This window comes from Stenotrophomonas sp. YJH_SMC_130, assembly GCF_059369035.1.
In genome coordinates, this window is the sequence record NZ_JCAFSH010000003.1 from 219,126 (window position 1) to 238,993 (window position 19,868).

15 protein-coding genes are annotated in these 19,868 nt (G+C 67.7%); 10 read left to right on the forward strand and 5 right to left on the reverse strand.

Going from position 1 to position 19,868, the window contains the following annotated elements; genetic code table 11:
• Positions 1 to 22 precede the first annotated feature (22 nt).
• The 8 genes from AC5P5V_RS07375 to AC5P5V_RS07410 all read left to right on the forward strand — a co-directional run bounded on the left by AC5P5V_RS07375 (position 23) and on the right by AC5P5V_RS07410 (position 12,956).
• A complete protein-coding gene (locus AC5P5V_RS07375; RefSeq protein ID WP_134968342.1) occupies positions 23 to 3,256 on the forward strand; it encodes an efflux RND transporter permease subunit in 3,234 nt (1,077 codons plus the stop codon).
• Between the two features lie 31 nt (positions 3,257 to 3,287).
• Positions 3,288 to 6,410: an efflux RND transporter permease subunit gene (locus AC5P5V_RS07380; protein ID WP_231352355.1), complete on the forward strand. Its 3,123-nt coding sequence runs from the start codon at positions 3,288 to 3,290 to the stop codon at positions 6,408 to 6,410.
• A 146-nt stretch (positions 6,411 to 6,556) separates the two neighbouring features.
• The gene (gene yccS, locus AC5P5V_RS07385) at positions 6,557 to 8,734 is read left to right on the forward strand and encodes a YccS family putative transporter (protein WP_154351520.1); all 2,178 of its coding nucleotides are present in this window, start codon (positions 6,557 to 6,559) and stop codon (positions 8,732 to 8,734) included.
• A 140-nt stretch (positions 8,735 to 8,874) separates the two neighbouring features.
• Positions 8,875 to 9,669, forward strand: a complete 795-nt coding sequence (locus tag AC5P5V_RS07390; RefSeq protein WP_061478213.1) for an SDR family NAD(P)-dependent oxidoreductase — start codon at positions 8,875 to 8,877, stop codon at positions 9,667 to 9,669.
• Between the two features lie 98 nt (positions 9,670 to 9,767).
• Positions 9,768 to 11,657, forward strand: a complete 1,890-nt coding sequence (locus tag AC5P5V_RS07395; RefSeq protein WP_231352356.1) for an MFS transporter — start codon at positions 9,768 to 9,770, stop codon at positions 11,655 to 11,657.
• Between the two features lie 229 nt (positions 11,658 to 11,886).
• Positions 11,887 to 12,174, forward strand: a complete 288-nt coding sequence (locus tag AC5P5V_RS07400) for a CD225/dispanin family protein (protein ID WP_005419784.1) — start codon at positions 11,887 to 11,889, stop codon at positions 12,172 to 12,174.
• 34 nt (positions 12,175 to 12,208) lie between these two features.
• Positions 12,209 to 12,487, forward strand: coding sequence for a CD225/dispanin family protein (locus AC5P5V_RS07405; protein ID WP_005419785.1), 279 nt, complete (start codon positions 12,209 to 12,211; stop codon positions 12,485 to 12,487).
• Positions 12,488 to 12,530: 43 nt separating this feature from the next.
• Positions 12,531 to 12,956, forward strand: a complete 426-nt coding sequence (locus tag AC5P5V_RS07410) for a DUF2752 domain-containing protein (protein ID WP_005419786.1) — start codon at positions 12,531 to 12,533, stop codon at positions 12,954 to 12,956.
• 485 nt (positions 12,957 to 13,441) lie between these two features.
• Here the strand turns inward: AC5P5V_RS07410 and ampE are convergent, their stop codons facing one another.
• The 5 genes from ampE to AC5P5V_RS07435 form a co-directional block, all read right to left on the reverse strand.
• Positions 13,442 to 14,329 (reverse strand): regulatory signaling modulator protein AmpE, encoded by an 888-nt coding sequence (gene ampE, locus AC5P5V_RS07415; RefSeq protein ID WP_072168916.1) that lies wholly within the window; start codon positions 14,327 to 14,329, stop codon positions 13,442 to 13,444.
• Positions 14,330 to 14,475: 146 nt separating this feature from the next.
• A complete protein-coding gene (gene nudC / locus AC5P5V_RS07420; RefSeq protein ID WP_061478193.1) occupies positions 14,476 to 15,381 on the reverse strand; it encodes an NAD(+) diphosphatase in 906 nt (301 codons plus the stop codon).
• Positions 15,382 to 15,500: 119 nt separating this feature from the next.
• Positions 15,501 to 15,893 (reverse strand): iron-sulfur cluster insertion protein ErpA, encoded by a 393-nt coding sequence (gene erpA / locus AC5P5V_RS07425; RefSeq protein WP_134969324.1) that lies wholly within the window; start codon positions 15,891 to 15,893, stop codon positions 15,501 to 15,503.
• Positions 15,894 to 15,924: 31 nt separating this feature from the next.
• Positions 15,925 to 16,389, reverse strand: coding sequence for a bactofilin family protein (locus AC5P5V_RS07430; RefSeq protein ID WP_049415389.1), 465 nt, complete (start codon positions 16,387 to 16,389; stop codon positions 15,925 to 15,927).
• A 4-nt stretch (positions 16,390 to 16,393) separates the two neighbouring features.
• Complete coding sequence (locus tag AC5P5V_RS07435) at positions 16,394 to 17,137, reverse strand: DUF6776 family protein (protein WP_005419791.1); 744 nt, start codon at positions 17,135 to 17,137, stop codon at positions 16,394 to 16,396.
• 179 nt (positions 17,138 to 17,316) lie between these two features.
• Here AC5P5V_RS07435 and AC5P5V_RS07440 point away from each other — a divergent pair, with 179 nt between their 5' ends.
• Positions 17,317 to 17,934, forward strand: coding sequence for a DUF4126 domain-containing protein (locus AC5P5V_RS07440; RefSeq protein ID WP_061478194.1), 618 nt, complete (start codon positions 17,317 to 17,319; stop codon positions 17,932 to 17,934).
• Between the two features lie 44 nt (positions 17,935 to 17,978).
• Positions 17,979 to 19,868 (forward strand): EAL domain-containing protein, encoded by a 1,890-nt coding sequence (locus tag AC5P5V_RS07445; RefSeq protein WP_495215858.1) that lies wholly within the window; start codon positions 17,979 to 17,981, stop codon positions 19,866 to 19,868.

A 19,868-nucleotide genomic window follows, 5' to 3' on the forward strand; every position in this document is an offset into this window, starting at 1 on the left:
AAGTGCCAGCAAGGATCAGTCCGTGGGCTTTTCGACGATCTTCATCCGCCGCCCGATCGCTACCTCGCTGTTGATGGCGGGCCTGTTGCTGCTGGGCATCCTCGGTTACCGCAAGCTGCCGGTGTCGGCGCTGCCGGAAATCGATGCGCCCAGCCTGGTGGTCACCACCCAGTACCCCGGCGCCAACGCCACCACCATGGCCTCGCTGGTCACCACCCCGCTGGAGCGCCAGTTCGGGCAGATCTCCGGGCTGGAACTGATGACGTCGGACTCGTCGGCCGGGTTGTCGACGATCATCCTGCAGTTCTCGATGGACCGCGACATCGACATCGCCGCGCAGGACGTGCAGGCGGCGATCCGCCAGGCCACCCTGCCCTCATCGCTGCCCTACCAGCCGGTCTACAACCGGGTGAATCCGGCCGACGCGGCCATCGTCACCCTGAAGCTGACCTCTGACACGCGCCCGCTGCGCGACGTCAACAACTACGCCGACTCGATCCTGGCCCAGCGCCTGTCGCAGGTGCAGGGCGTGGGCCTGGTCTCGATTGCCGGCAACGTGCGGCCCGCCGTGCGCATCCAGGTCAATCCGGCGCAGCTGTCGAACATGGGGCTGACCCTGGAACAGCTGCGCAGCGCGCTGACCCAGGCCAACGTCAACGCGCCGAAGGGTTCGTTGAACGGCAAGACCCAGTCCTACAGCATCGGCACCAACGACCAGCTGGCCAGCGCCGCCGAGTACCGCGACACCATCATCAGCTACAAGAACGGCCGCCCGGTGCGGCTGTCGGACGTGGCCGAGGTGATCGATGGCGTGGAGAACGACCAGTTGGCCGCCTGGGCCGATGGCAAGCCGGCGGTGCTGCTGGAAGTGCGCCGCCAGCCCGGTGCCAACATCGTGCAGACCGTCGAGCGCATCCGCGCGATCCTGCCGCAGCTGCAGGGCGTGCTGCCGGCCGACGTGCACCTGGAAATCTTCAACGATCGCACCGAGACCATCCGCGCCTCGGTGCATGAGGTGCAGTTCACCCTGATCCTCACCATCGGCCTGGTGGTGGCGGTGATCTTCGTGTTCCTGCGCCGCCTGTGGGCCACGATCATCCCGTCGGTGGCAGTACCGCTCTCGCTGGCCGGTACCTTCGCGGTGATGGCCTTCGCCGGCATGTCGCTGGACAACCTGTCGCTGATGGCGCTGGTGGTGGCCACCGGCTTCGTGGTCGACGACGCGATCGTGATGATCGAGAACATCGTGCGCTACATCGAGCAGGGCAAGAGCGGCAAGGAAGCGGCCGAGATCGGCGCACGCCAGATCGGCTTCACCGTGCTGTCGCTGACCGTCTCGCTGGTGGCGGTGTTCCTGCCGCTGCTGCTGATGCCCGGCGTCACCGGCCGCCTGTTCCACGAGTTCGCGTGGGTGCTGAGCATCGCCGTGGTGCTGTCGATGCTGATCTCGCTGACGCTGACCCCGATGATGTGCGCCTACCTGCTCAAGCCCGACGCCCTGCCCGAGGGCGAGGACGCGCATGAGCGCGCGGCAGCGGCCGGCAAGCAGAACCTGTGGACGCGCACCGTCGGCCTCTACGAGCACAGCCTGGACTGGGTGCTGGGCCACCAGCGCCTGACCCTGGCCGTGGCCGGTGGCGCGCTGGTGCTGACCGTGCTGCTGTACGTGCTGATCCCCAAGGGCCTGCTGCCCGAACAGGACACCGGCCTGATCACCGGCGTGGTGCAGGCCGACCAGAACATCGCCTTCCCGCAGATGGAGCAGCGCACCCGGCAGGTGGCCGAAGCGCTGCGCCAGGACCCGGATGTGACCGGCGTGTCGGCCTTCATTGGCGCGGGCAGCATGAATCCCACGCTCAACCAGGGCCAGCTGTCGATCGTGCTGAAGGAACGCGGCGAGCGCGATGGCCTGGATGAGATCCTGCCGCGCCTGCAGAAGGCGGTGGCCGGCATTCCGGGCGTGGCGCTGTACCTGAAACCGGTGCAGGACGTGACCCTGGATACCCGCGTGGCCGCCACCGAGTACCAGTACTCGCTGTCGGACGTGGATTCGGCGACGGTGGCGACCCAGGCCACGCGCCTGACCGAAGCGCTGCGCAAGCGCCCGGAACTGGCCGACGTCGACAACAACCTGTCCAACCAGGGCCGCGCCCTGGAGCTGAACATCGACCGCGACAAGGCCAGCGTGCTGGGCGTGCCGATGCAGACCATCGACGACACGCTCTACGATGCGTTCGGCCAGCGCCAGATCTCGACCATCTTCACCGAGCTCAACCAGTATCGCGTGGTGCTGGAAGTGGCACCGGAGTTCCGCACCAGCACCGCGCTGATGGAACAGCTGGCCGTCGCCTCCAACGGCGCCGGCGCATTGACCGGCACCAATGCCACCAGCTTCGGCCAGGTCACCTCCTCCAACTCGTCCACCGCCACCGGCATCGGCGCGCAGAACACCGGCATCACCGTCGGCGCCGGCAACATCATCCCGCTGTCGGCGCTGGCCGAAGGCAAGGTCAGCAGCGCACCGCTGGTGGTCAGCCACCAGCAGCAGCTGCCGGCGCTGACCGTGTCGTTCAACGTGGCGCCGGGCTATTCGCTGTCCGAAGCGGTGCGAGCGATCCAGGAGACCAAGGACAGCCTGGACATGCCCACCCACCTGCATGCCGAGTTCATCGGCAAGGCGGCTGAGTTCACCGGCAGCCAGACCGACGTGGTGTGGCTGCTGCTGGCCTCGCTGGTGGTGATCTACATCGTGCTGGGCGTGCTCTACGAGAGCTACATCCACCCGATCACGATCATCTCCACGCTGCCGCCGGCCGGTGTCGGCGCGCTGCTGGCGCTGATGCTGTGCGGGCTGAGCCTGTCGGTGGATGGCATCGTCGGCATCGTGCTGCTGATCGGCATCGTCAAGAAGAACGGCATCATGATGGTCGACTTCGCCATCGAAGCCCGCCGCGCCGGCGCCAACGCGCACGAGGCGATCCGCCGCGCCTGCCTGCTGCGCTTCCGCCCGATCATGATGACCACCGCTGCGGCCATGCTCGGCGCACTGCCGCTGGCGCTCGGCACCGGCATCGGTTCGGAGCTGCGCCGCCCGCTGGGTATCGCCATCGTTGGCGGCCTGCTGCTGTCGCAGTTGGTGACCCTGTACACCACGCCGGTGATCTACCTGTACATGGAGCGCTTCTCTGAGTGGCTGGCGCGCCGCCGCGAACAGCGTGCGCTGCGCGACGGTTCGCTGCAGGAGCCGCAGGCATGATCCACGCCCCACTGCCGTGGGGGGCCGCGCGATGAACCTGTCCGGTCCCTTCATCCGCCGCCCGATCGGCACCGCACTGCTGGCCATCGGCCTGTTCATGGTCGGCCTGATCTGCTACCTGCGCCTGGGCGTATCGGCGCTGCCGAACATCGAGATCCCGGTAATCTTCGTGCATGCCAGCCAGTCCGGCGCCGACGCGGCGACCATGGCCTCGACCGTCACCGCGCCGCTGGAACGCCATCTCGGCCAGCTGCCGGGCATCGATCGCATGCGCTCGTCGAGCTCGGAAGGCAGCTCGCTGGTGTTCATGATCTTCCAGAGCGGCCACAACATCGATTCGGCGGCACTGGATGTACAAACGGCGATCAACTCGGCCCAGGCCGACCTGCCCTCGGGCATGGGCTCGCCGATGTACCAGAAGGCGAATCCGAACGACGACCCGGTGATCGCCATCGCGCTGACCTCGCAGACGCAGTCGGCCGACGAGCTCTACAACGTGGCCGACTCGCTGCTGGCGCAGCGCATCCGCCAGATCAGCGGCGTCGCCTCGGTCGACATCGCTGGCGCGTCGACGCCGGCGGTGCGCGTGGATGTCAACCTGCGCCTGATGAACGCGTTGGGCCTTACCGCCGATGACCTGCGCAACGCAGTGCGCGCGGCCAACGTGACCTCGCCCACCGGCTTCCTCAGCGATGGCAACACCACCACGGCGATCATCGCCAACGACTCGGTGGCGCGCGCCGCCGACTTCGCCGACCTGGTGGTCAAGACCCAGGGCGACGGCCGGGTGATCCGGCTGAAGGATATCGCCAACGTCTACGACGGCCAACAGGATGCCTACCAGGCGGCGTGGTTCGACCACAAGCCGGCGGTGGTGATGTACGTGTTCACCCGCGCCGGCGCCAACATCGTGGAGACCGTGGACCGGGTCAAGGCGCAGATCCCCACCCTGCGCGACTACCTGCAGCCGGGCACCACGATGACGCCGTACTTCGACCGTACGCCGACCATCCGTTCGTCGCTGCATGAAGTGCAGGTCACCCTGCTGATCAGCCTGGCGATGGTGGTGCTGACCATGGCGCTGTTCCTGCGCCGGCTGGCCCCCACCCTGATCGCGGCGGTGACCGTGCCGCTGTCGCTGGCCGGCGCCGCGCTGGTGATGTACGTGATGGGCTTCACCCTGAACAATCTGAGCCTGCTGGCGCTGGTGATCGCGATCGGCTTCGTGGTCGACGATGCGATCGTGGTGATCGAGAACATCATGCGCCACCTCGACGAAGGCATGCCGCGCATGCAGGCGGCGTTGACCGGTGCGCGCGAGATCGGCTTCACCATCGTCTCGATCACCGCCTCGCTGGTGGCGGTGTTCATCCCGCTGCTGTTCGCCAGCGGCATGATGGGCGCGTTCTTCCGCGAGTTCACCGTCACCCTGGTGGCGGCCATCGTGGTCTCGATGATCGTCTCGCTGACGTTGACCCCGGCGCTGTGCAGCCGCTTCCTCAGCGCGCACGACCACAGCGCGCCGCCGTCGCGTTTCGGCCGCTGGCTGAACGCCGGCCACGAGCGCATGCTGCGCATCTACACCGTGTTCCTCGATTTCTCGCTGCGCCACGCGCTGCTTCTGTCGCTGACGCCACTGATCCTGATCGGCGTCACCATCTTCCTGTTCGGCGCGGTGAAGAAGGGCGCGTTCCCGCCGCAGGACACCGGCCTGATCTGGGGCCGCGCCAACTCCAGTGCCACCGTGTCGTTCGAGGACATGGTCGCGCGCCAGCGCCGCATCACCGACATGCTGATGGCCGACCCGGCGGTGAAGACGGTGGGTGTACGCCTGGGCAGCGGCCGCCAGGGCTCCAGTGCACAGTTCAACATCGAGCTGAAATCACGCAGCGACGGCCGCCGCGAAACCACCGCGCATGCGTTGGCGCGCCTCAGCGCCAAGGCCGATCGCTATCCCGACCTGCAGCTGCGCCTGCGCGCGATCCAGGACCTGCCCAGCAACGATGGCGGCGGTTCCAGCCAGGGCGCGCAGTACCGCATCTCGCTGCAGGGCAACGACTTGGCCGCACTGCAGGAATGGCTGCCCAAGCTGCAGGCGGAACTGAAGAAGAACCCGAAGCTGCGCGACGTCGGCACCGACGTGGACAATGCCGGCCTGCGCCAGAACATCCAGATCGACCGCGCAAAGGCCGCGCGCCTGGGCATCACGGTGGGCGCCATCGACGGCGCGCTGTACGGGGCGTTCGGCCAGCGCCAGATCTCCACCATCTATTCGGACATCAACCAGTACAGCGTGGTGGTCAATGCCCTGCCCTCGCAGACCGCCACCCCGGCGGCGCTGGATGAGGTGTACGTGCGTGCGCGCAACGGCGACATGGTGCCGATCACCGCGGTGGCTACGCAGATGCCTGGCCTGGCCCCATCGCAGATCACCCACGAGAACCAGTACACGACGATGGACCTCAGCTACAACCTGGCTCCCAACGTGAGCATGGGCGAGGCCAAGGCGATCATCGACGCGACCGTGGCCGGCATGCGCATGCCCGGCGACATCCGCCTGGCCGACGATGCGGGCTTCGGCTTCAACTCCGATCCCAGCGACATGCTGATCCTGGTGTTCGCCGCAATCCTGACCGTGTACCTGGTACTGGGCATGCTCTACGAGAGCCTGATCCACCCGGTCACCATCCTGTCCACGCTGCCGGCGGCCGGTGTCGGTGCGCTGTTGGCCCTGTTCGGCACCAACACCGAGCTGTCGGTGATCTCGATGATCGCGCTGGTGCTGCTGATCGGCATCGTCAAGAAGAACGCGATCATGATGATCGACTTCGCACTGGTGGCGCAGCGCGAGCATGGGCTGGCGCCGCGCGATGCCGCACGCGAGGCCAGCATCGTGCGCTTCCGCCCGATCATGATGACCACGATGGTCGCGATCCTGGCCGCAGTGCCGCTGGCGATCGGCCTGGGTGAAGGGTCCGAGCTGCGCCGCCCGTTGGGCATCGCGATGATCGGCGGCCTGCTGTTCTCGCAGAGCCTGACCCTGCTCAGTACGCCGGCGCTGTACGTGATCTTCTCCTGCCTGGCCGAGCGCTGGCGCACCCGTCGCGCGCGCAGGCGCGAAGCGAAGCTGCTCAAGCGCGCGCAGCAGGCGTAGTAGAGCCCATCCACGCATGGCGTGGATCTACTTCTAGGTGCTGCGAATCTGCCGGCCAGCGGCCGGCACTACCGGTATTCCTGCGCAGGCTGTCCCCTTCACCCCGCACCCGCAATAATGGTGGAAGACCCTTCCACCGAGCCTGCATGTCCGCCCGCCAATCCCGCCTCAGCCGCCTGTGGGCCCACGAAAAGGCCAGCTACGGCCTGCGCGTGTTCATCGCGCTGACCGCGGCCGTGGCCGTGTGCTGGCAGTTCGAGGCGCTGACCGCCCTGCCCGGCGTGTTCCTCGGCATCATCGCAAGCGCCATCGCAGAAACGGACGACAACTGGTGGGGCCGGATCAAGGCCGTGGTGTTGTCACTGTTGTGCTTCTGCATTGCGGCGGCCTCGGTGATCTGGCTGTTCCCGTGGCCGTGGATCTTCATCGGTGCGCTGGCACTGTCCACCTTCGGCCTGACACTGCTTGGCGCGCTCGGTGAGCGCTACGCATCCATTGCCCAGGCCACGGTGACGCTGGCGATCTACACGATGATCGGCTTGGAGCAGCATGGCGCCAGCGACCTGCACAGCGCGCTGGACGCGGTCAGCCATCTGCTGGCCGGTGCAGCCTGGTACGGGCTGCTGTCGATCCTGTGGACTGCGCTGTTCGCCAACCGGCCGGTGCGCGAACGCGTGGCGCGGCTGTACGTTGAGCTGGGCCGCTACCTGCAGCTGAAGGCTGCGCTGTTCGAGCCGGTGCGCGAAGCCGACCTGCAACGTCGCCAACTCGACCTGGCCGAACAGAACCGGCGCGTGGTCGGTGCGTTGAACGAGGCCAAGACCGCGATCCTGGCCCGCTTCGGCCGTTCCGGGCGGCCGGGCGTGAACTCCGGCCTGTACCTGCGCCTGTATTACATGGCACAGGATTTCCACGAGCGCGCCAGTTCCTCGCACTACCCGTATGGCGCGCTGGTGGACGCCTTCTTCCACAGCGATGTGCTTTACCGCTGCCAGCGCCTGCTCGATCTGCAGGGCCAGGCCTGTGCCCGCCTGGGCGAGGCGATCCGGCTGCGTCGTCCGTTCGTATACGGCGAAAGCAACCAGCAGGCCGGGCGCGACCTGGCCGACGCGCTGGCCTACCTGCGTGACCAGCAGCGCCCGCAGTGGCAGCGCCTGCTCGGCTCGCTGGACCTGCTGGTTCACAACCTGCGCAGCATCGAGCGCCGCCTGCTGGATGCCGAACGTTCCGAAGCCAGCCTGGACAACGTCGACACCCGCCTGCGCGACAGCAACCCGCATACCCTGCGCGAGATGGGCGTGCGCATCCGCCAGCAGCTCACGCCCGGCTCGGTGCTGTTCCGCCATGGCCTGCGCATGGCACTGGCGCTGATCGCCGGCTTTGCAGCGATCCGGCTGTTCAATGCGCAGAATGGTTCATGGGTACTGCTGACCATCGTGTTCGTGTGCCGGCCCAACTTCGGCGCCACCCGCCAGCGCCTGGCACAGCGCATCGTCGGCACCGTCGCCGGACTGGTGCTGACCTGGGCACTGCTGCAGCTGTTCCCGCAGCTGCACGTACAGCTGCTGATCGCACTGCTGTCGGCACTGTTGTTCTTCTTCACCCGCACCGACCGCTACCTGGTGGCATCAGCCGCGATCACCGTGATGGCGCTGACCTGCTTCAACCTGATCGGCGATGGCTTCGTGCTGATCGTGCCGCGCATGGTCGATACGCTGCTGGGCTGCGCGATCGCCGCCGCCGCCGCGTTCCTGATCCTGCCCGACTGGCAGGGCCGCCAGCTGCATCTCGTCCTGGCACGCGTGCTGGATACCGCCGCTCGCTACCTGGATTCGGTGCTGGGCCAGTACCGCAGCGGCATGCGCGACGACCTGGCCTACCGCATCGCCCGCCGCGACATGCACAACGCCGACGCCGCGCTGTCCACCGCACTGTCGAACATGCTGCGCGAACCCGGCCACGTGCGCCGCAACCTGGATGCCGGCTTCCGCTTCCTGGCGCTGTCCAACACGCTGCTGGGGCATCTGTCGGCGCTGGGTGCGCACCGCGACCAGGTGGACAGCTACGCAGGCGATCCACTGGCGCTGGCCGCGGGCGATCGCGTGCGCAAGGCACTTCAGCAGCTGGCGACGGCGCTGACCGCGCGGCAACCCGTCGCGGACGATGACAACGACGCCGACCGCGCGGTGGCCGCCGAGCTGGAGCAGATCGACGAGGCGATGCCGCCGAAACTGCAGTTGATCCGTACCCAGATGGCGCTGGTGCTGCGCATGCTGCCGAAGGTGCGTGCAGCGGCCAATGAGGCGGTGACCAACCTGACCTGATCCCTCATCGCTGATCGGGCGTCCCATCCACGCACGGCGTGGATCTGCTGCGCTGCGTGCAACGGCGCGTTGCACCGGGCGATGCAGTTCGATCACGCCGCCACGCGGATACTGGGCAGCTCCCGCCCCGGATCATCACCATGAAAATCGAACTCAGCGGCCGCACCGCGCTGGTGACCGCCTCCACCGCCGGCATCGGCCTGGCCATCGCCCAAGGCCTGGCCAGCGCTGGTGCGCGGGTCATTGTCAATGGCCGCAGCACCAGCAGCGTCGAGCGCGCCCGCCAGCATCTGCTCGCGGCCGTGCCGGGAGCCGACGTACTCGGTGTCGCCGCCGACCTCTCCGATGCGGCCGGTGTCGATACGCTGCTGGCTGGGCTGCCGAAGATCGACATCCTGGTCAACAACGCCGGCATCTTCGGCCCAGAGGATTTCTTCCAGACCGATGACGCCACCTGGGAGCGCTACTGGCAGACCAACGTGATGTCCGGCGTACGCCTGTCGCGTGCGCTGCTGCCAGCGATGGTCGATGCCGGCTGGGGCCGCGTGCTGTTCATTTCGTCCGAATCGGCGCGCAACATCCCGGCCGACATGATCCATTACGGGGTCAGCAAGACCGCGCAGCTGTCACTGTCGCGCGGCCTGGCCAAGCGCGTGGCCGGCAGCGGCGTCACCGTCAACGCGGTGCTGCCTGGCCCGACCCTGTCCGATGGCTTCGCGGCGATGTTCGAGGATGAACGCCGGCGCAGCGGCAAGCCGCTGGAGCAGATCGGCCGCGAGTTCGTGATGGCACACCGGCCGTCCTCGGTGATCCAGCGCACTGCCACGGTCGAGGAAGTGGCCAACATGGTGGTGTACCTGGCGTCGCCGCAGGCTTCGGCCACGTCCGGTGCGGCACTGCGCGTGGATGGCGGCGTAGTCGACGATATCGTCTGAGTCCGACGGCAGGCGTGCGGACCAACGGTCCGCACCCACAGGTCCGCACCCACAGCGGATGGGCAGGAATGCTAGGCTGCGCCGGTCAAGGAGGTTCCATGTCCGGTCACAACCAGTTTGCCCTGCTCCGCCAGCGCCGTTTCCTGCCGTTCTTCGTGGTACAGGCGCTCGGTGCTTTCAACGACAACGTGTACCGGCAAGCGATCATCAGCATGTTGCTGTTCATGGCCGTGCCAGAGGAGGAACTCGGGCTGTACGCCACGTTGGCACCGGCCATCTTCATCCTGCCGTACTTCCTGTTCTCGGCACTGGCCGGGCAGATCGCCGACAAACTGGAAAAATCGCGGCTGATCGTCATCACCACCACCATGGAGATCGTGATCATGTCGCTGGCGGCCGCCGGCTTCCTCACCCAGAGCCTGCCGGTGTTGCTGGTCGCCCTGTTCTGCACCGGCATGCAATCGACCCTGTTCGGCCCGGTGAAGTATTCGGTGCTGCCGTCGGTGCTCAGGCCCGAGGAACTGACCGGCGGCAACGGCCTGGTCGAGATGGGGACCTCGATGTCGATCCTCTCCGGCATGATCGTCGGCGGCCTGGTGTTCACCGTGGCCGGCAGCCACGGTACGGTGGTGGCTGCGTGCGCGATCATCGCCCTGGCGGTCTGCGGCAACATCGCCGCGCGCCTGATTCCCAGGGTCGATGCCGGCGACCCGACCCTGAAGATCAACTGGAACCCGTTGCCGGAATCGCTGGCGGTACTGCGCATGGCGCGCCAGCAGAAGGCCGTGCGCAACTCGATCCTGGGCGTGTCCTGGTTCTGGTTCGTTGGCACCGTGCTGACCTCGCAGCTACCGGCCTACGCAGTGACCAACCTGGGCGGCGAGCCGACCCTGTACATCTTCGCGCTGGCCCTGTTCTCGGTGGGCACCGGCGTCGGCTCGCTGCTGTGCGAGAAGCTGTCAGCCCGTACGGTGGAAATCGGCCTGGTACCGCTGGGGGCGTTCGGCATGACCGCGTTCCTGCTCGACCTGTACTTCGCCCGCAGCGGCGAAGCGACGGTGCACGGGCTGACCATCGCGCCGTTCCTGCAGCAGCCCGGCAGCATCCGCATCGTCATCGACCTGATCGGCATCGGCCTGTTCACCGGCATCTTCGTGGTGCCGCTGTTCGCACTGATCCAGAGCCGCACGCCGAAGGCGCAGATGTCGCGCGTGTTCGCCGCACTGAACATCCAGAACTCGGGCTTCATCGTCGCTGCGGCGTTGCTGTCGCTGGCCGCGCACAAGCTGCTGCACTGGACCATTCCGCAGCAGTTCCTGGCGCTGGCCATCGCCAACGCGCTGGTGGCGATCTACATCTTCACCATCGTCCCCGAATTCCTGATGCGCTTCCTCAGCTGGTTGATGGTGCGCACCCTGTACCGGCTGCGCCCGCATGGCATCGAGGCCAACGTGCCCGACGAAGGCGCCGCACTGCTGGTCTGCAACCACGTCAGCTACATGGACGCGCTGATCCTGTCGGCGACGATTCCGCGCCCGGTGCGCTTCGTCATGTACTACAGGATCTTCAACATCCCGGTAATGCGCTGGATCTTCCGGACCGCCAAGGCAATCCCGATCGCCGGTGCGCGCGAAGACCCGGCACTGATGCAGCGCGCGTTCGACGAGATCGACGCTGCGCTGGCCGAAGGCGAACTGGTCTGCATCTTCCCCGAGGGTGCGCTGACCCGCGACGGGGAGATGGCGCCGTTCAAGTCCGGCGTCGAGAAGATCCTCGAGCGGCGGCCGGTGCCGGTGGTGCCGATGGCGCTGCGCGGCATGTGGTCGAGCATGTGGAGTCGCCGCGACAGCCGCCTCGGCCGCATGCGGGTGCCGCGCCGTTTCCGCGCTACCGTCGAGGTCGTGGCGGCACCGGCCGTCGATGGCCACGCCACCCGCGCCCCGGTGCTGGAGGCGCAGGTGCGGGCCCTGCGTGGCGATCACGCCTGATCGGCCCGGCGGCCGCCGGTAGCGCTTCCAAGCGATAGCCCCAATCCCCGGAATGACGGCCTCTGTCTCATGACAGAGGCCCGTCAAATAGCGCCCAGTCAAGGGCCATACACGCCACCATCTGACTGTAAACGCATACATGCAGCGCAGGTTGAGGTAGATTACGCACCCACAGGGGGGAGGTTCGGCCAATGCACCAAGGCCGGCCACCAAGGAATGGAGTCTTGCTTTGAATCAACCGCCACCGCTCAGCCGTCCGGTCTACATCCCCAACCATCTGGTCTGGGCGATCCTGACGACGCTGTTCTGCTGCCTGCCGTTGGGCGTGGTGTCGATCGTCTATGCCTCCCAGGTCGATGGCCGCCGCGCGGCCGGCGACCTGCCGGGGGCCTACAGCGCGTCGCGCAAGGCGGGCTGGTGGGCGGTGGCTTCGGCCGTGGCCCTGCCGGTCCTGTTGTTGTTGTGGTTCGGGCTGTTCGGCGGCTTGGCCGTACTGGGCGCTCTTTCCGACCAATGATTCACCACCACCACCCATCAAGGAGCTTGAACCCATGAATACCGCCACTCCGCAGGTCCCGAACAATCTGGTCTGGGCCATCCTGAGCACCCTGTTCTGCTGCCTGCCGGCCGGCATCGTGTCGATCGTCTACGCCGCCCAGGTCAACGGCAAGCTGGCCGCTGGCGACATCGCCGGTGCCCAGGAATCCTCGGCCAAGGCCAAGAAGTGGGCCATCTGGTCGGCCATTGCCGCCGTCGTGGTCGGCGTGCTGTACGGCATCCTGATCGTCGCTCTCGGCGGCATGGGTGCGATGAGCAACAGCGGCTACTGATCCGCGTGGACGGATCCGGCGCCTGCGCCGGATCCGTTGCTGCATGTCCGCCCTGCCCACCCGATCCCGACTGGCCCGCTGGGCACCACTGCTGGCCGCCACCGGCCTGGCCGCCGGTGCCGCGCTGGTGCTGCGCAACGTCAATCCGTATGTCGCCGGTAATCCCTTGCCGAGCTGCCCGCTGTACGCGCTGACCGGCCTGTACTGTCCGGGCTGTGGCAGCACCCGCTGCCTGTATTCGCTGGTCCATTTCGACCTGCCCGGCGCGATGGCGATGAACCCGCTGCTGGTCATCAGCCTGCCCTTCCTGCTGCTGATGCTGCTGAACGTCGCCGGCATCCGTCCGCGCCTGCTGGACCCGCTGATGCGGGTGCTGGCCAATCCCACGTTCTGGCTCTGGGTACTGCCCGGGTATGCGCTGCTGCGTAACCTGCCGTGGGCACCGTTCACGGCGCTGGCACCGGTCTAGTTTCCAGCCAACGGCGCAGCCCCTCGTGGTGGGCGGCGTTTGAAGGCAGAAGCCTTGGGGTCGGCCGGGCGGGATGGGTTTGCGGGGGACGCCGTGAATCCGTCCGTGGAGGCTTGGCCGCGGCATCCATGCCGCGGACACCCCCGCAAACCCATCCCGCCCGGCCACGGACAGTTTCCGTGTGCGTCCACCACGGAAAAGAAAAAGAAGATCAAAAGCGAAAGCGGATCGCTTCGCTGCGCTCGCTCGGAGCCGAGCATGGCTCGGCTCTACAGAACATCCGTCATCGGGAAACTGTCGGGGGTGGGGCGGTGTGGGGCTGCAGGACCGTTGGCGCCATGGATGGCGCCATCGAGCCCCCAGGGAGGGGTTTACGGCGTGTCCTGCAGCCCCACACCGCCCCGCCCAACCCTCAGCAACCCAGAGCCGCTTTGGCTTTGGCGTTGGCCTCTGCAGGTGCAGGGCTGCAAGCCCTGCCAGAACACCTACGTCACCCAGCCTGCAATCACCAGCAACGCGAGGATCGCCAGCCACAGCAGCAGCATCCGCCACACCAGGCTCATCGCATCACGCAGGTCCGGCAGCCGCTGCCACACCGGCAACAGCCCCGCCTCGGTGTAATCGTGCGCGTCCTCGCGCAGCTCGGCGTTGACGCTGGCCCGCGCCACCGCGCCCAGAAACCCGATGGTGCCGACCAGGCGTTCGCCATGGGCCTGGCGCCAGGCCTTCCACGCCGTATCGAAGTTGCCGACCAGCGCCATCGAGAACGCCATCAGCTGCGCTACCGGCCACTCGATCCAGCCCAGCAGGCGCTGGGCCAGCGCCAGCGGCTCCACCGGCACGCGTGCACGCATCGGGCTTTCCGCCATCAGCGCCAGCAAGCGGTAGCCCAACGCACCGGCCGGGCCCAGCAGCAGGAACCAGAACAGCACCGCGAACCAGCGACGCAGCGCATTGAGCACGGTCGCTTCGACCAGCGACGGCACGTCTTCGCGCAGGCTGCCACCGGCGGCCTGCAGGTTGCGCACGGCTGCCTGCCGCGTCGCGGCGTCGTCCGCATCAATGATCGCTTCGATATCGCGATCCAGGTCGCGCGGCCCCCAGCACCAGGCCAGCACGGCCACGCCCAGCAGCAGGGACGGCAGGCCGAACAGCACTCCGCGCAGCAGCCACGCCAGCAGCCCCATCAGCAGCAGCGGCGGCAGCAGCGCCAGCGCCACTCCAGCCGGTCCCTGCCAGGCCTTGCCACCACGCGCATCCAGCCAGCCCAGCCAGCGCCGGAAGCCGTCGAAACGGCGCATCGAGGCGGCAGCGGCCGGGGCAACGTGGCCCAGGGCCAGCGCCACCAGCACGGCGGCCAGAGTGGTGAACATGGCAGGTCTCCCTACGAAACAGAACGCTCGGCGCCGCTACCTTACCTGTCGCAGCGGTGCCCTCGCGGGTGAACCGGACTGTAACCCGGGCCGTGTTCAGGTGGCGGCAATACAGCTGCCACGATCGGCCCGGCCGAAACGCCGGCTCAGCCTCGCTGCTGGCGGTACCAGTGTTCGATCAGGCTCCGCGAAATCGAGATCGGTGGCGACAGGCGGATGCCCTGGCCGTCGTCCTCCACATCGCGCGCCAACGCGGCGCCGACCTCGTCGGCACTGAACCAGCGCGCGTCTTCCAGCTCGCCATCCACGGTCGGCAGGTCGTCATGCGCCTGTGCACGGAAGCCGACCATCAGCGCGCCGGGGAACGGCCACGGCTGCGAACCGAGGTACTGGCAGGCGGTCACCCGCACCTTGCTCTCCTCATGGACTTCGCGCACCACGGTCTGCTCGAAGGTCTCGCCAGGTTCGACGAAGCCGGCCAGCACCGAGTAACGGCGCGGGGCCCAGTTCGACTGTCGGCCCAGCAGCAGCCGGCCCTGGTTTTCCACGGCGACGATCACCGCCGGATCGACGCGCGGATAGTGTTCGGTGGAACACTGCGCGCAACGGCCGACGAAGCCGCCACGGGCAAACGCCACCGCGCCGCCGCATACGCCGCAGAAGCGGGTGCGCGAGTGCCAGTAGGACATGCCACGGGCATAGCTGAAAGCGGTGGCATCGGCCATCGGCCACAACAACGCAGCCTGGCGCAGATCCAGTCGGCGTGGCGCGCTCACGGTGACATTGGTGGCTTCGACCGAGAACCATGCCTGATCACCGCGAAGCCCCAGGAAAACTGCGGCGCCCGGGCCACCGCCGACGTCGGCGCCGGTCAGCGCCAGCGGCTGGTCGTCATCGCCGGTGAAGGCGCTGCCATCGTGATCGAGGACGAGGATGCGCGCGCCCGGCCACAGGCGCGCCAGTGCATCGGCATCTTCGCGCAGGGCATCGGCGCGCTCCAACGGTTCGCCAACGAAGGCAAAACCGGAAAGCGGCGAAGGAGTATTGGGCATCCGCCAAGCGTGCCGCCAATCGATGCAGGTGGCAAGCCGCAGGCTTTGCGGAAACCGCCTGTGGGTGTGGAGCTTGCTCCACACACCTTGTCGCGCGGGACACAGGCCCCGCGCCCTGCTTACATGCTGAAACTGCTGCCGCAGCCGCAGGTGGTCTTTGCGTTCGGGTTGCGGATCACGAACTGGGCACCCGTCAGGCTCTCGGTGTAATCCACCTCCGCGCCCATCAGGTACTGCAGGCTCAGCGGGTCGACCAGCAGGGTCACACCGCTGGTCTGTACCGCCAGGTCATCGTCGGCACGGTTCTCGTCGAACTCGAACCCGTACTGGAAGCCCGAACAGCCGCCTCCCTCGATGTACACACGCAGGGCCAGGTCGGGGTTGCCCTCTTCCTGGATCAGGGATTTGACCTTGGCGGCCGCCGACTCGGTGAAGTTCAGCGGGCGCTCCAGCGATTGGTAATCGGGCGCGGCAACCGGGGTGGCGCCGGGCAGGGAGACTAGCGTGCTCATGCTGCCAGCATGGGGGTGCCGACGACGGCTTTCAAGCCATCGCCTCGGCCAGCTTGCGACGCGCGGCGGTATCGCCCTTGCCATCCGGGGCGTCTTCGCCTTCCGGAGCCGGCAAGGCTGCCATCGGGGCGCTGGCATGGATCAGGCGGCCGTTCAGCTGCGCGCCCGCGTTCATCTCCACCACCTGGTAATGGACGTTGCCATTGACCCGTGCGCTCGGGGTCAACTCGACCTTCTCGGTAGCGTGTACATCGCCGTCCAGGCGGCCACTGATGACCACCACCTGGGCCCGGATCTCACCTTCGATCACGCCGTGCTCGGCAACCGTCAGGGTCGCACCACTGGCGCCTTCGGCGGCGATCACCTTGCCGTGGATGCGGCCTTCCACATACAGGCCACCACTGAATTCCACATCACCGCGGATCACCACCTGGTTGCCGATCAGGGCGTCCACCACCAGCTGGCCTTCACGGTTGGATTTGCTGCTTCCGAACATCTGCCTACTCCCCTTTGCTGGCCGGCGCACCGGCCTGTTTCCAGTCGAATACCTGGGTGGTACCCCCCGTACCACTCCCCAATGTCACCCGCACGCGTTGCGGGGTGAAGTCAGCCGGCAGCATCACGCTGCCGGTGAGCTGCTGGAAGTACCGGAACGAGTAGTCCTGTCCCGGCACCTTGCTGCGCTGGTGCAGATCATCCCAGCTGATCGTGGCCAGCTTGCCGTTCTTCACGCCTTCCACGGTGAAGCGCATCTGCCCCTGGCTGATGGCCCCACGGTTGAGGTTCTGGGTCAGCACGGCGGTGTACTGCCAGGTGCCGGCCGCTTCCGGGCTGAACTCGATCGAATGGGTGTTCAGGCCCTTGCGCTGGCTGGTCGAGCCGACCAGCCGCTCATAGAAGGCAACATCGGCGCGCAGCCCGGCGATTTCCTCATCGCGCTCGGCCAACGAGGACTGCACCTCGGTATTGGCGGCACGGCTGATGCGGTCGGAGGCTTCCAGCGTGGCCTGCTTCTGGCGCAGCTCGGTCAGCTGCGCCTGCAGCGCCTCGGCACGCTTCTCGGCGGCCTGCAGGCGCTGGCCCTGGGCATCGCGCGGGGTGGCCATCCAGCAGCCGCCAAGCACCGCCAGCACCAGGCTGAGCAGCCAGATGCCGCCGATCACCAGCAGGCGGCGACGGTCGGCAGGCGGTTGCGGCGCGCCGGGCAGGCGGACCTGCACGCGCATGGGAGGACGGTTGGTCATGGGTGGTTTCCGGGGTATCGCAAGGGCGACACCGGTACGGCCCCTGTGGCAAACGACGGGCTAGTGTATGACAGGACGGGTGGGTTTCCTGCGCAGTGGCCGGCCACGGTCTGTGGCGTTCAGGCACGCCATCGTCGATAGTGTGGCCCCCTGCACAGTTCCGTCGCCGGAGCACCGCCATGACCGAAGCCCACCTGTTCGTGATCGGCATCCTGCTGGCCTGGCTGGCCGGTATCCGCGTCTACCTCACCGTGTTCGGTGTCGGCCTGGCCGGGCTGCTTGGCTGGGTCGACCTGCCCCCCGCCCTGCAGGCCACCGAATCCTGGTGGGTGCTGGGCACCTCGGCGACGCTGGCGGTGGCCGAGTTCTTCGCCGACAAGATCCCTGGCGTGGATTCGGTGTGGGACCTGGTGCAGACGCTCGCGCGCGTACCCGCCGGCGCATTCCTCGCGGCGGCCACGCTGTCGCCGGATGGCCAGCTGGGCACCGGTGCGCTCGCCGCCGGTGCCGGCGTCGCCCTGGCCAGCCATGGCCTGAAGGCCGGTACCCGCGCCCTGCTCAACACCTCGCCGGAACCGGCCAGCAACTGGGTCGCCTCTGCGGCCGAAGACACCGTCGTGATCGGTGGCCTGGCCCTCGCCCTGGCACACCCGTGGATCGCGCTGATCGTGGTGCTGGCCTGCAGCCTGGCCGGTGCGCTGCTGGTGTGGCTGGTCTGGCGCGCCCTGTGGAAGGGCGTGCGCTGGCTGGCGCGCGGTGCATCGGCAGCACCGCCAGGGCACACCGGTACCGGCTGAGCGCCGGGCTTGTCGCATAATGGACGCGAACACCAGGAGCACCGATGGCCGCAAACGAATCCCCCGCGGGCGCCCGCCCGGGACGCGCTGAAACCCCTCCGGCCGACCATTGGCAACGCTGGGCCCCCGAGACGGCACCTCCGGCCGTGGACCCACCGATGGCGGCGACCCCATCTCCTGTCGCGGCCGATGCGTCCACGCCGGCCAACAGCGCGCCGCCGCCGCTGCCCGGCCCGGTCGCACTGGCCGACGCCGGCAACAACGATCTGGCCCCGTCGCCATCGGACTCGCCCTACCGCGTGCTGATCGTTGAGGATGATCGCGCGCAGGCCCTGTTCGCGCAGAGCGTGCTGCACGGCGCCGGCATGCAGGCGATCGTCCACAACGATGCCGATGCCGCGCTGCAGGCCATCAAGGAGCACCGCCCCGACCTGATCCTGATGGATCTTCATCTGCCCGGCCTGGACGGCATGCGCCTGACCGCGCTGATCCGCCAGCAGCCCGGCCTGCAGCTGCTTCCGATCGTGTTCCTCAGCGGTGATCCGGATCCGGAGCGCCAGTTCGAAGTCCTCGACAGCGGCGCGGACGACTACCTGAGCAAGCCGATCCGGCCCCGCCACCTGATCGCAGCGGTGGCCAACCGCATCCGCCGCGCACGAGCCCAGGCCGCCACCCTCCCCGGCGCCACCGGCGTACCGGCCACCAGCAATCCGGAAACCGGCCTGCCGACGCGCCACCACGTGCTGCAGCAGCTCAACACCGCACTCGCCCACCGCGATCAGGGCGGCGTGTTCTTCATCGAAGTGGCCAGCGCGCTGGGCCTGCGCGAACGCTATGGCTATGCCGCGTTTGAACGGCTGATGGTGCAGGCCGGGCAGCGCCTGGCCGAAGCCGGCCATCCGCACCTGCTGGCACGCCTGAACGACAACAGCTTCCTGCTGCTGGCCCGCAATACCGATGAAGACAGCCTGGAAAGCATCGCCGCGACCCTGCGTGAGCAGCTCTCGGCGCGCGCCTTCGTGATCCGCGACGATGAATCGGTGCACCTGCGCGGCGTGGTGGGTTACGCGCCGCTGTCGCCGGGCTTCGACGATGCCAACGCTGCACTGGAAGCGGTCGAGCGCACCACCCTGCAGGCACGCCTGCTCAGCGCCGGCGTGGCGGGCCACGTGCACCGCCAGGCCGTCACCGAACAGGAACACCTGGCACTGCTGGAAGGCCAGCTGGAGCTGGCCTATCAGCCGATCGTCGCCGTCGCCGGTGGCAACACCGCGCAGTACCAGCTGCTGCTGCGCCTGCGCCAGGCCGATGGCACGGTGCTGGCGGCCGGCCAGGTGATTCCCGCCGCCGAGGCGGCAGGCCGCATCGCCGACCTCGACCAGCAGGTGATGGACCATGCGCTGGGCCTGCTGGACCTGTACCGGCACGCAACGCAGCCGCTGAACCTGTTCGTCTCGCAGTCGCTGCGCACGCTGCAGCGCGATGCCTTTGGCGACTGGCTGCTGGAATCACTGCAGCAGCGTGACCTGCCGGGCAGTGCATTGGTGATCGACGTGCGCCTGCCGGACGCACTGATCCACACCGTGCCGCTGCAGCAGTTCTGCCAGCGCATGGCCAGTGCCGGGGTGCGCTTCTGCCTGAGCCAGTTCGAACCCAGCGGCGAGGCCGATGCCCTGCTGAACCAGCTGCCGCTGTCGTTCGTGCGCATGGCTGCGCGCTTTTCCAGCAGCCATGCCAATCCGGCCACGCGCGAGGAGCTGCGCAAGGCGATCGATCAGGCCCATGCCGCCGGGCTGCAGATCATCGGCCAGCAGATCGAGGATCCGCAGGCTGCGGCGGCGATGTGGGTCGGCGGCGTCGACTACATCCAGGGCAACATGGTGCAGTCGGCCGGCAGCGACCTGAACTTCGACTTCCACAACGCGGTGCTCTGA